Source organism: Paraburkholderia sp. (assembly GCF_035948235.1).
Taxonomy (GTDB): Bacteria; Pseudomonadota; Gammaproteobacteria; order Burkholderiales; family Burkholderiaceae; genus Paraburkholderia.
In genome coordinates this window covers 1-13,198 of sequence record NZ_DASZJJ010000280.1, presented here as the reverse complement: position 1 = coordinate 13,198, position 13,198 = coordinate 1, and the positions used below count along the sequence as shown (strand labels likewise).

Annotated in this window: 10 protein-coding genes; 7 read left to right on the top strand and 3 right to left on the bottom strand. The window is 63.2% G+C overall.

Features of this window, described 5'->3' with window-relative positions; genetic code table 11:
• The 7 genes from tssC to tssA all read left to right on the top strand — a co-directional run.
• Nucleotides 1-1,075, top strand: a 1,075-nt coding sequence (gene tssC, locus VG320_RS24520) for a type VI secretion system contractile sheath large subunit (RefSeq protein ID WP_327202653.1), incomplete at its 5' end; no start/stop codon positions are given.
• A 245-nt stretch (nt 1,076-1,320) separates the two neighbouring features.
• Complete coding sequence (locus VG320_RS24515) at nt 1,321-1,824, top strand: Hcp family type VI secretion system effector (protein WP_027815282.1); 504 nt, start codon at nt 1,321-1,323, stop codon at nt 1,822-1,824.
• Between the two features lie 78 nt (nt 1,825-1,902).
• Nucleotides 1,903-2,382 (top strand): type VI secretion system baseplate subunit TssE, encoded by a 480-nt coding sequence (gene tssE, locus VG320_RS24510; RefSeq protein WP_327202652.1) that lies wholly within the window; start codon nt 1,903-1,905, stop codon nt 2,380-2,382.
• An 83-nt stretch (nt 2,383-2,465) separates the two neighbouring features.
• Complete coding sequence (tssF, locus tag VG320_RS24505; RefSeq protein ID WP_327202651.1) at nt 2,466-4,304, top strand: type VI secretion system baseplate subunit TssF; 1,839 nt, start codon at nt 2,466-2,468, stop codon at nt 4,302-4,304.
• Nucleotides 4,268-5,353 (top strand): type VI secretion system baseplate subunit TssG, encoded by a 1,086-nt coding sequence (gene tssG / locus VG320_RS24500; RefSeq protein ID WP_327202650.1) that lies wholly within the window; start codon nt 4,268-4,270, stop codon nt 5,351-5,353. The genes tssF and tssG overlap by 37 nt, the downstream gene beginning before the upstream one ends.
• 37 nt (nt 5,354-5,390) lie before the next feature.
• Nucleotides 5,391-8,057 (top strand): type VI secretion system ATPase TssH, encoded by a 2,667-nt coding sequence (gene tssH, locus VG320_RS24495; RefSeq protein ID WP_327202649.1) that lies wholly within the window; start codon nt 5,391-5,393, stop codon nt 8,055-8,057.
• 2 nt (nt 8,058-8,059) lie between these two features.
• A complete protein-coding gene (tssA, locus tag VG320_RS24490; protein WP_327202648.1) occupies nt 8,060-9,193 on the top strand; it encodes a type VI secretion system protein TssA in 1,134 nt (377 codons plus the stop codon).
• Nucleotides 9,194-9,264: 71 nt separating this feature from the next.
• Here the strand turns inward: tssA and VG320_RS24485 are convergent, their stop codons facing one another.
• The 3 genes from VG320_RS24485 to VG320_RS24475 form a co-directional block, all read right to left on the bottom strand.
• Complete coding sequence (locus VG320_RS24485; protein WP_327202647.1) at nt 9,265-10,227, bottom strand: OmpA family protein; 963 nt, start codon at nt 10,225-10,227, stop codon at nt 9,265-9,267.
• Nucleotides 10,211-11,221, bottom strand: a complete 1,011-nt coding sequence (gene tagF, locus VG320_RS24480; protein WP_327202646.1) for a type VI secretion system-associated protein TagF — start codon at nt 11,219-11,221, stop codon at nt 10,211-10,213. Before tagF ends, VG320_RS24485 begins: the two co-directional genes overlap by 17 nt.
• Nucleotides 11,218-13,198: ImcF-related family protein (locus tag VG320_RS24475; protein ID WP_327202645.1), on the bottom strand; the 1,981-nt coding region annotated here is incomplete at its 5' end. The genes VG320_RS24475 and tagF, both read right to left, overlap by 4 nt.

Here is a 13,198-nt window from a genome sequence, read left to right as displayed (position 1 = left end):
CGCACTCTTCAAGAAGGTGTATGAAGAAGAGTTCGGCACCTTCGGCGGCGCGCCGTTCGGCACGCTGATCGGCGACTACGAAATCACGCGCCAGCCCGAGGACATGTACTTCATCGAACAGATGTCGCATGTCGCGGCGGCGTCGCACGCGCCGTTCATTACTTCGGCGTCGCCGGAGCTGATGGGCCTCGAATCGTTCGCCGATCTGGGCAAGCCGCGCGATCTGGGCAAGGTGTTCGATACGGTCGAATACGCAAAGTGGAAGTCGTTCCGCGATTCGGAAGATTCGCGTTACGTCGGCCTCACGCTGCCGCGCGTTCTCGGCCGCCTGCCGTTCAATCCGAAAGACGGCCAGACGGCGGAAGGCTTTAATTTCGTCGAGGAAGTCGACGGCACCGATCACAGCAAGTACCTCTGGTGCAATGCTTCGTGGGCCTTCGCGGCGCGCCTCACGGCGGCGTTCGACGACTTCGGCTGGTGCGCGGCGATTCGCGGCGTGGAAGGCGGCGGCCTCGTGGAAGACCTGCCGACGCACACCTTCAAGACCGACGACGGCGAAATCGCGCTCAAGTGCCCGACCGAAATCGCCATCACCGATCGTCGGGAGAAAGAGCTGAGCGACCTCGGCTTCATTCCGCTCGTGCATTGCAAGAACTCCGACTACGCTGCGTTCTTCGCCGCGCAATCGGTGCAAAAGGCCAAGAAATACAGCACCGACAGCGCCAATGCGAACGCCGTGCTTTCCGCGCAATTGCAGTACATCTTCTCGGTTTCGCGCGTGGCGCATTACCTGAAAGCGATGATGCGCGACAAGATCGGCAGCTTCGCGTCGGCACAGAACGTCGAGGTGTTCCTCAATCGCTGGATCTCGCAGTATGTGCTGCTGGACGACAACGCGAGCCAGGAGCAGAAGGCGCAGTTTCCGCTGCGTGAAGCCTCGATCCAGGTGGCGGAAATTCCGGGCCGTCCGGGTTCGTACCGTTCGGTTGCGTTTCTGCGCCCGCACTTCCAGCTCGACGAACTGTCGATCTCGCTGCGTCTCGTGGCGGATCTGCCGAAGCCGGCCGGCTCGTAAAGCTGCCGCCGTCGTTCGTCGAAGACGTATTAGTAATCGTTGCAGCGGGGCGTTGCGTCACACAGCAACGCCCTGGAGCTGCACAGACAGGCCGCGTGGGTCAACCGTCGTGACTCGCGCTGCCTGACGCATCCAGGGCAGGCTTCGACGGTATCCGGGCCTGGCGCTTGAGTTGCGGTCCATCTGGCGGGCAGTCATCGCGCTGTCACCGCCGTACACACCACCTTTATGGGGAGCGATACGTTATGAAGGACATCTACCTAAAATTCGGTAATCCTGCGATCAAGGGCGAGTCGCAGGATAAAGACCACGCGAACTGGATCGAAATCGATTCGTGGAACCACTCGATTCTCCAGCCGCGTTCGGCAACGGCTTCGACGGCGGGCGGCCATACGTCCGAGCGCTGCGAGCACGCCGACATGCGCTTCACCAAGGACATCGACGTTGTCAGCCCGCTGCTGTACCAGCACGCTTCGGGCGGTACGACGTTCGACGAAGTCACCATCGACTTCATGCGTTCGGACGGTGAAGGCAACCGCATCAAGTACCTCGAAGTCAAGCTCAAGTACGTGATCATTTCGAGCATCACGCCGTCCGTGGTGGGCGAAGGTCTGCCGAGCGAAGAGTTCTCGCTCAAGTACGCTGCCGTGCAGTGGAAGTACACGCAGCAGAAGATCGGCGGCAACCAGGGCGGTAACGCTCAGGGTGCATGGAGCCTGACGAAGAACGACAAGACCTACGCGGTCTAACGTCGTGACAGCCTGAACGATTCGCGTGAATCAACCCGCGCGCGTCGTTCGGGCTTTTGCCCTGTGCTGTATTGATCGATGAAGCGATTCGAGCCTAGTTTTTTCGACAAGTTGTTCGATGACGAACCGCACTTGCCGGCAGCCGCCGCAATGCGGCAATTGTCGCTGGACGAATTGAAAGCCACGGTGGCGCGCGACCTGGAGTCGATCCTGAATACGCGCATTGCGTTTTCGGAAGAGATGCTCGCGCAATTGCCGGAGTGCCGCAAATCGCTGCTCACGTATGGGCTGAGCGATTTCGCGGGGCTGAGTCTTGCGAGCCATTACGACCGGTCGTTTATCTGCAAGTCGATCCAGCAGGCCATCGAGCGGCACGAGCCGCGCCTGCAGCGGGTCAACGTTTCGCTCGAATTGAATGCGCGCTCGACCAGCGTGTTGAATTTCGCCATACAGGCATTATTGGTCGTTCATCCGGCCGAAGAGCCGGTAAACTTCGATGCATTGCTGCAGCCATCGACGCTGCAGTATTCGGTCTCGCGCGCACGCGCAAAGACATAAGCAAGGCCGTGCCCGGCGCCGCGTGACGACGCGGTGAGCGCGAGGCGCGGCGCAAAGCAGTTTCTGGGGGGCGGGGAATCGCGATGGAAGAGTTGTTGCCGTACTACGAGCGCGAGTTGTCGTTCCTGCGACGCTATTCGCGCGAATTCGCCGAGCGCTACCCAAAGATCGCGGCGCGGCTCGCGATGTCGGGCGAGCATTGCGAAGATCCGCACGTCGAGCGCATGATCGAATCGTTCGCGCTGCTGGGCGCGCGCATCAACAAGCGGCTCGATGACGACTACCCCGAGTTCACCGAGGCGCTGCTCGAAGTCCTCTATCCGCATTATCTGCGGCCTTTTCCTTCGTGTTCCGTCGCGCAGCTTGGCACGGCGGCGGCATTCGGCCATCTGACCGCGCCCGCAGTGATCGCGCGCGGCACGGAGTTGAAATCGCGCCCTTTGCGCGGCGTGCAGTGCCGTTTTCGCACCGCCTACGACGTCACGCTCGCGCCGATCCGCGTGGCCGAAGCGCGCTATATGCCGGTGGCCATGGCGCCGAGTTCGATCGTGCTGCCGGGCGACGCCACGGGCGTGATTTCGATCACCTTCGAATCGACCTCGCCGCAACTCGATATCGCCGCGCTGAAAGTGCCGCAATTGCGCGCGTATTTGAATGGCGAGCAGTCGTTTATCGCGGCGCTGGGCGATTGCCTGTTCGTCAATGCCATTGGCGCGTGGGTGGAACCCGAGCGCAATGGACGCTGGACCGCGTTGCGCGAACTGCCGTTTTCCCAGGTGGGTTTTGCCGAAAATGAAGCGCTGATCGATTTCCCCGCGAAATCGCATCCGGCTTATCGGTTGCTGACGGAATATTTCGCGTTTCCGGCCAAATTCGATTTCGTCGATTTCGACCTCGCGGCGATGAGCGCGGCCACGGGCCGCTGTCATCGCCTCACGCTGCATATCGTGCTCAAGGAAGTGCGTGGCGATTCGCATGAGGCGCGTCTGCTCGACACGCTCGCGGCCCATCATCTGCGGCTCTTTTGCACGCCGGTCGTCAATCTCTTCAAGCAGAATGGCGAGCCGATCCGCCTCAATCATCAGACGATCGCCTATCCGGTGATTGCCGAAGCGCGCCGCGCGTTCGCTTACGAGGTTTATTCGATCGACTCGGTGAATCTCGTGCAGCAACGCGCCAATGAAGAAACGGTGGTGGAATTCCGGCCGTTTTATTCGCTGCGTCACGGCGAGGCTGCGCGCGCAGGACATTACTGGTTTGCGCGCCGCGACGATTGGGTCGCGCAAAAGAGCCCTGGCTACGAAACCGAAATTTCGATCGTCGATATCGACTTCGATCCGTCCGCCGAGCAGACCGATACGCTCAGTCTCGAACTCACCTGCACCAACCGCGATCTTCCCGCGGGTCTGGCGGTGGGTCTGGAGGGCGGCGATCTGTTCATGGAAGGCGGCTCGCTCACCAATCAGATTTCGCTGCTCGCGCGTCCCACGCCCTGCGTGCGTTTCGAGCGCCGCCAGGCCGCGCACTGGCGTCTGATTTCGCATCTGTCGCTGAGTCACGTTTCGCTTACTGGCGGCGGTGCGGGCACGCTCAAGGAAATGCTGGCGCTCTATGACATGCGTCGCTCGGCCGTATCGTCGCGTCATATCGACGGCATCGTCGACGTGGAGCAGCGCGCCGCCGTGCAATGGCTGCCCGGCAAGCCGTTTGCCACCTTCGTGCGCGGCGTGGAAATTCGCGTGACTGTCGATGAAGACCATTTCGTCGGCACGAGTCTGGGCACTTTCGTGCGCGTGCTCGACGTGTTCTTCGGGCTCTACGTTCATATCAACAGCTTTGTTCAACTGGTGGTGATTTCGCAACTCACCGGCGAGGAGATCCTGCGATGCAAGCCCCGCAGCGGCGAATCGATCCTCGTGTAATCGAGCGATTGCTCGACGAGCCGCACCGCTTCGAATTTTTTCAGGCGGTGCGTCTGCTCGAGCGCTGGTTTGTCGATAAAGCCGAAGATCGTCAACGCGATGTGCTCGCGCAACGCGTGTCGTTCCGCAATACGCTGTCGCTCGGGTTTCCGCCAAGCGAGATCGAGCAGGCTACGTCTTACGATGAGGCTGGCCAACCGCTCGCGGAGAAAGATGCACGCGACGCGGCAATCGATGCAGGTCGTCTTGCTCAGGTTGAGATCACGCCCGCGTTTTTCGGCTTGCTGGGCGGGCAGGGCGCGCTGCCGCTGCACTATACGGAGCAGTTGATCGCGCGTGAGCAATTGAAGCGCGATCGCGCCGCGCGCGAATTCTTCGACGTATTTTCGAACCGCGCGACGGCGCTTTTCTATAACGCGTGGAAGAAGTACCGCCTGCCGTTTCATTACGAACTGGATCGCGACGAGCGCTATCTGCCCCTGCTGCTCGCGCTTGCGGGCGTGGCCAACGACGAATCGCGCGAAGGTCTGCACGATGGCCGCGGTGCGCTGTTCGACGAGGCCATTGCCGGCCACGCGATCGCCGCGCGTCATCGGCCCGTTTCTGCGGCGTATCTGCAGAACACCTTGTCCGAGTACTTCAACGTGCCCGTGCGCATCGAGCAGTTTGTCGGCAAATGGTATGACGTGCCGCCCGACCAGCTTTCGATGCTGGGTCAGCGCAATGTCGCGCTGGGCGCGACGGCGCTCGCGGGCCAGCGCGTCTGGCAACGCGATATGCGTGCGCGTCTCGTGATCGGCCCGCTATCCATCAAGGATTACGAAGCATTTTTGCCGGGCGGCGAACGCGCCATCGCGCTCGAACGCATGCTGACGCTGCTCGGGCGTGTGACGCTCGAATACGAGGTGCGGCTCGTGCTGCGCCGCACGGAAGTCGGGCCGAGCCAGCTTGGCGGCGGCTCGCGGCTTGGCTGGGACGCTTTTCTCTGCACCCATGCCGCCGATCGCGACCGCGCCGACGCGCATTACGAATTGCATGTCACCCATTGACGACTGAACCGAATCTCGCCCGGAACGCCATCACGACATGAGCACGCCTCTCAAGACCCTGATCACCAAGCTCAACACGACCTGCCGCCTCGCGGCCGAACGGGCGGCCAGCTCGTGTCTTTCGCGCGGGCATTATGAAGTCGATCTCGAGCATCTTTTTCTCGCCCTGATCGAAGAGCCGGCGAGCGATCTGGTGTGTGCGCTGCGCGCGTCGCGGATCGATCCGCATGCCGTGCGCGCCGATCTCGAACGCGAATTGCAGAGCCTGAAAACAGGCAATACGCGCACGCCGGTGTTCTCGCCCCATCTGATCGCGCTGTTCGAGCAGGCCTGGCTGATCGCCTCGCTCGATACGCAGATCGGCCGCATTCGCTCGGGGCATCTGTTGCTCGCGTTGCTGAGCGCGCCCGATCTCGCGCAGTTCGCCCAGCGCATGTCGGCACGTCTGGCCGAAGTGCCGGTGGCCGAACTCAAACATAGCTTCGACGAACTGACCGCAGGCTCTGTCGAAGCCGCGCCGCGCGAGGTGGAGCGCAGCGGCGCACAGGACGAGCACACGCCAGAGCAGGTTGCTGCCGGCCCGTCGAAAACGCCCGCGCTCGATACCTATACGACCGATCTCACGCAGCGCGCGCGCGAAGGCCGCGTGGACCCTGTGATCGGACGCGAAGGCGAGATTCGCCAGACCATCGACATTCTGATGCGCCGCCGCCAGAACAATCCGATTCTGACTGGCGAGCCGGGTGTGGGCAAAACGGCCGTGGTGGAAGGACTTGCGCTGCGTATTGCAGAAGGCGACGTGCCCGAACCGTTGCGCAACGTTGCGCTGCGCGTGCTCGACATGGGCTTGCTGCAGGCCGGTGCGAGCGTGAAGGGCGAATTCGAAAACCGCCTGAAAAGCGTGATCGACGAAGTCAAGAAGAGCCCGCAGCCTATCGTGCTGTTTATCGACGAGGCACATACGATTATTGGCGCGGGCGGTCAGGCGGGCCAGAACGACGCGGCCAATCTGCTGAAACCGGCGCTCGCGCGCGGCGAGTTGCGCACCATCGCGGCCACCACCTGGAGCGAGTACAAGAAGTATTTCGAAAAAGACGCGGCGCTCGCGCGGCGCTTCCAGGTGGTGAAGATCGAAGAGCCTGGCGAAGCGCTCGCGGCGGCGATGCTGCGCGGCATGACCGCGCTGATGGAGCGCCACTTCAACGTGCGCATTCTCGACGAGGCGATTACCGAAGCCGTGCGTCTTTCGCATCGCTATATCAGCGCGCGCCAGTTGCCGGACAAGGCCGTGAGCGTACTTGACACCGCCTGCGCGAAGGTCGCGCTCGCGCATAGCTCGACGCCGGGCGCTATCGATGACGGCAAGCGCCATATCGAACGCATCGACGCGGAAATCGCTTCGCTCGAACGCGAAGCCGCAAATGGCGCGGCGCATGACGAACGGCTCGCCGATCTGCGCACGCAGCGCGCCGAAGCCGCCGCCGAAGTCGCCGAAGACGAAACACGCTACGCGCAGGAACGCGAACTCGTGGCGCAAATCGCCGCGCTGCGCGAACGCATCGACGCGGCTCGCGAAGAGGGCGCATCCGCCGATCTCGCATGCGATGCGGACGCCGCGCGCGAGGCACTGCCAGCGCTGGTCGCGCAACTGCACGCGTTGCAGGGCGACGGCCCGATGGTGCCGCTGCAGGTGGATGGCCACGTGGTTGCGGAGGTGGTGGCGTCGTGGACCGGTATTCCGCTGGGTCGCATGGTGAAGGACGAGATCAAGACGGTGCTCAATCTGAGCCCCTTGCTTGCCGAGCGTGTGATCGGTCAGGACCATGCGCTCGATGCGATTGCGCAGCGCGTGCGCACGGCCAACGCCAGCCTCGAAGATCCCAACAAGCCGCGCGGCGTGTTCATGTTCGTGGGGCCCTCGGGCGTCGGCAAGACCGAAACCGCGCTGGCGCTCGCCGATATTCTTTACGGCGGCGAACGCAAGCTCGTGACCATCAACATGAGCGAGTATCAGGAAGCGCATAGCGTGTCGGGCCTTAAGGGCTCGCCGCCGGGCTATGTGGGTTACGGCGAGGGCGGTGTGCTGACCGAAGCCGTGCGCCGCAATCCGTATTCGGTCGTGCTGCTCGACGAAGTGGAAAAAGCCCACCCGGACGTGCTGGAAATGTTCTTCCAGATCTTCGACAAGGGCACGATGGACGACGCCGAAGGCCGCGCGATCGACTTCCGCAACACGCTCATCATCCTGACTTCGAATGTGGGCTCGTCGGCGGTGATGCAGGCCTGTCTGAACAAACCGGCCGAAGAATTGCCCGACGCCGACGCGCTGGCCGAATTGTTGCGACCGCAACTGTACAAGACCTTCAAACCTGCATTCCTTGGGCGTATGAAGGTCGTGCCGTATTACCCGATCCCGGACGACGTGCTCGCCGGGATCATCGAACTCAAGCTCGAACGCATCCGCCGGCGTATTGAAGCGAACCATGGCGCGGTGTTCGAGTGGGACGATTCGCTCGTCGATGCCGTGCTGGCTCGCTGCACCGAAGTGGATTCGGGCGCGCGCAATGTCGATCACATCCTGAACGGCACGTTGCTGCCCGAACTCGCGCAACAGGTGCTCGAGCGCATGGCGGACGGCACCGCGCTGCAACACGTGAGCGTGCGCGCGAACGAGGCCGGCGAGTTCGAATACACCGTGAATTGACCATGTCGACCGATTACACCGCGCTGCTTGCGCCACTCAATGAAAGCTCGCCGTGCGGCGAGGATATGCTGTTTTCCGCCGATTTCGATGCGATCGCCCTCGCACGGCGCTTCGACGATCCGTCGCTCGATCAGGGCGAATGGGTCACGGAAATCAAGGAAGCCGATTGGCCCTTCGTGGCCGAGCGTTGTTCGGCGCTGCTCGCCACGCAGACCAAGGATCTGCGCGTGGCCGTGTGGCTCACCGAAGCACTCGCGATTCAGGAGGGCGTGCCCGGCCTCTCGCAGGGCTATGCGGTGCTGACTGGCCTGATCGAGCGCTTCTGGGATCAGGTGCATCCGTTGCCCGAAGGCGACGATGTCGAATCCCGTCTGGGCAATGTGGCGTGGCTCGCGGGACGCTCGGCGGAATTGCTGCGCGCCGTGCCCCTCACGCAATCGGATGTGGCTTTTAGCACGCTCGATTGGGACGTGGCGCAACACGTCGCACAGGCCGTCAAGCGCGATCCCGACAATGCTCACGATATCGCGCGTGGCAAGCCCTCGGTCGAGCAGATCGATGCGTCGCGCCGCGCGACGTCGCGTGCGTTTTATGAAACGCTGCTGGCCCAGTTCAAGGCGTTCGAGACGGCGCTTGCCGCACTTGACGAGGAACTGGAGCGCAAGGCGGGCGATTCCGCGCCGAGTTTTCGGCAGACACGCGACGCGTTCGGGACGGTGTATCGGCTTGCGGAGCGCTTTGCGCGCGATGTGGGCGTCGATCCGGATGCGCTTGATAAGCAGCCCGAACCTGTGCAGGACTTGCCAGGCGGGCAGAGTGGTTCAACCGGCATGCCCGAGCGCACCGAGCCGAGCTTCATGACGCCTTTGCCTCACGAGGAATTTGTGCAGACTCCGACCCGCGTTTCCAGCCGCGCGCATGGCGGCATCCAGAGCCGTGCGGACGCGGTCGCGCAATTGCGCGCCGTAGCCGATTATTTTCGCGCCACCGAACCGCATAGCCCCGTCGCCTATCTCGCCGACAAGGCCGCCGAATGGGCCGGTATGCCGCTGCATGAGTGGCTCGCGACGGTGGTGAAAGACGACGGCACGCTCTCGCATATCCGCGAGATGCTGGGGGTGAAGTCGGAAAATTAACCGGGCATTGGGTCCAATGAAAAAGCCCTGCAAATGCAGGGCTTTTTTACGTCACTGAGTTTTCGGAAAACTCAAAGCCCCGCACGAAACTCAATCCGCCGATTGCGCGCGCGCCCATCCGTGGTGTCGTTCGACGCCACTGGTTGATCCGGGCCGACACCGTTGGTCGTCAACTGCTGCGGCGAAATTCCCTTGGCCACGAGATAACCCTTCACCGCGTCCGCGCGCGCCTGGCTGAGCGCAATATTCGAATTGCGATTCCCCGAGTTGTCGGTATGACCGATGATTTCCACCGTGCGCGTATTCATCTTCGCCAGCACAGCCGCCATCTGGTCGAGAATCGCGCGGCCTTCCGGAGCCAGCGTGGCGCTACCCGTTTCGAATTCGATCGTTCGGTTCGCCAGCGTCTGGTCGAGCAGGCCCTGTTCGGACGCGCTCACGCGCAGGCCGTTGCGGATCGTGTAGGTGGGATTGAGCGCATTCGCCATGTCGCTGGCGATCTGCTGGCGCTGTGCTTCATTGCCCACTTCGCCACGCACGTCGATCTGCGTGCCGTCGATCTTCAGTTGTCCTTTGTGAATCTGCTTGAGCTGCGCACCGATCAGCTTCTGGACATTCGACGACCAGTTAGGCGGCGTTGCGACATCGCCCACTTCGATCTGATCGACCACGTTGCCCGCGCCGTAAGTATCGCGCAGGCGTTGCAGCACGGCGGCGTGCGTCGCTTCGTCCGGTACCTTGCCGCCTGCCACGACCTGGCCCGGCGTCGCATCGACGGGGGCGGGCGTGGATGCCGTAGCGCTGCGCGGCGCGGAAGCGGATGGCGTGGCGGCATTGGCCTGGCCCGTCAACGTGGTCGGTGCGCCCGATGCGGCCGGGATCGTGCCGCTGACCGTCACACCGTTCGTCACGATGGGCGAGACGCGCGCGGGGCTGCCGTCATCGGCCCACGCCTGCGTTGCAAGCGAGGAGAGCGCGACGAAGCTCAGCGCTGCCGCCGCGGCCACGCCGCTGCGTTTAGCCACGGCGGCCATTGACCGGCTCCCCGATGAACGCTTCGCGGAACGTGTCGATGGCGACGCGCAGCGAAAGTTGCGGTTGATCGAGGTAGCTGACGAGTTTGCTGATGCCATGGTCGCTTTGTGCATGATCGTCGACCCATTCGGGGTCGTCGATATCGATATTGTGAGCGGAATAGGTTTGCGGATCGACCACGCTATGCAGCGTCTTCGCAGACGCGCCGTTGAAGCCGATGATGAGCCGTTCGCGCTGCGCGATGGTGCCGAGGAAAATCGCCAGTTCGAAATCGGCCTTCGAAACGAAGGGCGCGATCAGTTCGAGCCAGAAAGCGCCTACGAGGCTGCGATAGAACGGATCGGTCGGCAGCGGCAGCGTCAGACCGCGTTCCAGGTGCGCCGTGCCGCTTTGCATCACGGGGCGCAGCAGCGAACCGAGTGCGAGCATCGCGCCTTTCAGGCGCACCGGATGGCCGCTGGCCAGCAGCATCTGTTCGAGACCGGACAGCGTCTGGTGCTCGATGAAGTCCGCGAAAGTGCCGTCGTGCGGATTGCCCGTGCCGCCCACGTCCACCGGCACATGCGTCTCGCCTAGCGCCTGCAGTGCGCCCGACGGTTCGCTCGGTCCTAGTAGTGGCTGCATCTGTGTGGACACGCGCGCCCACAGCCGCGCAAAAGCCAGCGGGCTACGCGCGAGAAATGCGAGCGGCTGCTCGACTTCCAGCGCGGTCGCGGCGAGAAACGGAAAGCGCCGCGACGACTGATCGTGACTCGCCACCATATGACCCGCGATCGCCAGGCGGCTTTGCGAGCCGAGAAACGCAAAGTGCATCGGCTGCGCTTCTTCATAGACGATCTTCCAGCGCGGATCGTCGGTGAGCATATTCATCGCCTCGGCAATCCAGGTGTCCAGCGTTTGCAGCAGCTGCGGATTGTGCGCGCTCTTCACGAAGTCGCCACGCGACGGAATTTTGCCGAAGTAGGCGATCTGCGCCTGAACGGTTTGCGTCATTGCGCAACTCCCTGCGAGTTGGTTGTGCCAGCAACGGTTGCCGGCGCCGTGGTTTGCGGCGCGCTGGTGGCGGCCTGGGCGTCGGCGGGCGCGCTGGCGCCCGGCGTGTTCTGTGCCTGCGCACCGCTCGCTGCACCGCCGGCCGCGCCGACGCCGGCGATCGACGACGGCAGCTGCACGCCGCGCAGACCTTGCTGTTGCGGCGCGTCGCCGCTCGATGCGGTGGGCTGCGAGGTGCTGATGATGCGCATACTCAGCGACACCGTCACGCTGCCTTGCGTCCACGTCAGGTCGAAGGTGCCGTCCGGACGACGGCTGCGCTGCGCCGAGTTGATCAGCTTCTCCAGACCGTAGCGGCCCGGCTCGTTGACGAGCTGGATCGTGCGGCCGTCGAACGTGGTCGCAGACAGCGTAGCGCCCGGTGAGCCACTCGGGTTCGGCCACACGAAGTTGGTCCACTGCGGCGGCGTGTTGCGATAACGCAGCTGCTGGCCGTCGATCGCGATCGTGTATTCGGTCGTGCCGGTCGACGGCTGCGGCAGGATCTGGAACACGGTCTGCGGTTCGGTAGAGCCGCCGCTTGCGCCTGCTGCGCCGCCCGCGAGCGGTGCGACCCAGTTGGCAAAGCCATTCGTGAAGTCCGGCGTGAGCGCGAGGCCCATATCGCCCCAGGTGCGTGCGGTGAGCGTGTCGCCGCGACGAACCGCGAGCGGCCCGAGCGTGGTGCTCACGAACTTCGAGATCGCGCCGTCCGGGCCGAACATCTGGGCGATTTCGCTCGCGCCGGCTTCGACCTTCGCCGTACCCGCGAACGGGTACTTGCTGGCAAGCGACGCCTGGAACGGCTGGTACACCTGCGCATTCCACACCTTGTTCACTTCGACGCTGGCAGGCTGGATCACCACGGCGTAGGCCTGCATGAGCGGACGCACGAGCAGGGGACGCAGCGCCTTGCGCTGATCGTCGGTCAGACCCGTGAGCATCTGTTCGTCGACGAACTTGAGCGAATCGGCCAGCTCCGAACCATTGCCGTCGAGCGTCTGCTGCATCAGCTGGCGCGCGCCCGGTCCCGGATCGCCCTGATTCTTGATGGTGTTAAAGCGCGTGCGCACCTTCGAGAGCGAATCCATATAGCCCTTGAGCATGGAGCCGTTGTCGTGCGTGACGACGATGCGGCCCAGACCCGCGAACGCCTGACCAATCGGTCCCATCGGGATTTCGACCGGATTGCCGTTGATGTCGATATTCGCTTCCACCGTGCCGTTCGTGGCGCGCGAGAACAGGTTCTTGAACCAGCCCTTGATGCCGCTTTGCGCCTGTTTGATGGTGGTATTGACGAGCGACGGGTTGTCCCACGACGTCTGGTCATAAGCGGTTTCGAGGATCTTGCGGATCGGCGAATCCTGCGGGTCGCCCAGGCGGTTCATCGCATCGACGGCCTGACCGAAGCTGCCGAAGTCCTGCACGGCAATGCCCTGCATGAACTTCTGCCAGTGCTGCGCGTATTCAGCCTTGTACATGCCCACGAGGGTTTTCTGGATCTGCTCCGGGCTGCCTTCGAGCGTGAGGTCGTCGGACGCGGACGTGTTGAGCACCCAATCCTTCGCCTGCAGCTCCTTCGTAGCTGCATCGCGGATCGCCGGCTGCACGTACTGGAACCACGCTTCGCGAGTGAAGGTGCCGGGGATCGCATAGCTGCCCGCCACCAGTGCCGTATTGCCGTCGCCGACGATACGCGCGACCGTCATCGGCGCGAAACGCGTGGAAGCGCGCGCCTTGATTTCTTCGTACACGCGCTGGCGTGCCGGCATGCCGCGCACCACATGGCGCAGGTTTTCGCGGGTCTGGTCGACGAGCGAAAGATTGGCGTCGATCATCGGCCAGTCGTCGTCGTTCACACGCGCGAGATAGAACGTGATCATGCGCTCAGCGCTGCGGATCATCTCGTCGCGAGGCATGTTGCCGCGATTCTGTTCG

Coding starts and splice junctions, on each gene's coding strand:
- VG320_RS24515 (WP_027815282.1), top strand. CDS start 1,321: ATGAAGGACATCTACCTAAAATTCGGTAATCCTGCGATCAAGGGCGAG.
- tssE (WP_327202652.1), top strand. CDS start 1,903: ATGAAGCGATTCGAGCCTAGTTTTTTCGACAAGTTGTTCGATGACGAA.
- tssF (WP_327202651.1), top strand. CDS start 2,466: ATGGAAGAGTTGTTGCCGTACTACGAGCGCGAGTTGTCGTTCCTGCGA.
- tssG (WP_327202650.1), top strand. CDS start 4,268: ATGCAAGCCCCGCAGCGGCGAATCGATCCTCGTGTAATCGAGCGATTG.
- tssH (WP_327202649.1), top strand. CDS start 5,391: ATGAGCACGCCTCTCAAGACCCTGATCACCAAGCTCAACACGACCTGC.
- tssA (WP_327202648.1), top strand. CDS start 8,060: ATGTCGACCGATTACACCGCGCTGCTTGCGCCACTCAATGAAAGCTCG.
- VG320_RS24485 (WP_327202647.1), bottom strand. CDS start 10,227: ATGGCCGCCGTGGCTAAACGCAGCGGCGTGGCCGCGGCGGCAGCGCTG.
- tagF (WP_327202646.1), bottom strand. CDS start 11,221: ATGACGCAAACCGTTCAGGCGCAGATCGCCTACTTCGGCAAAATTCCG.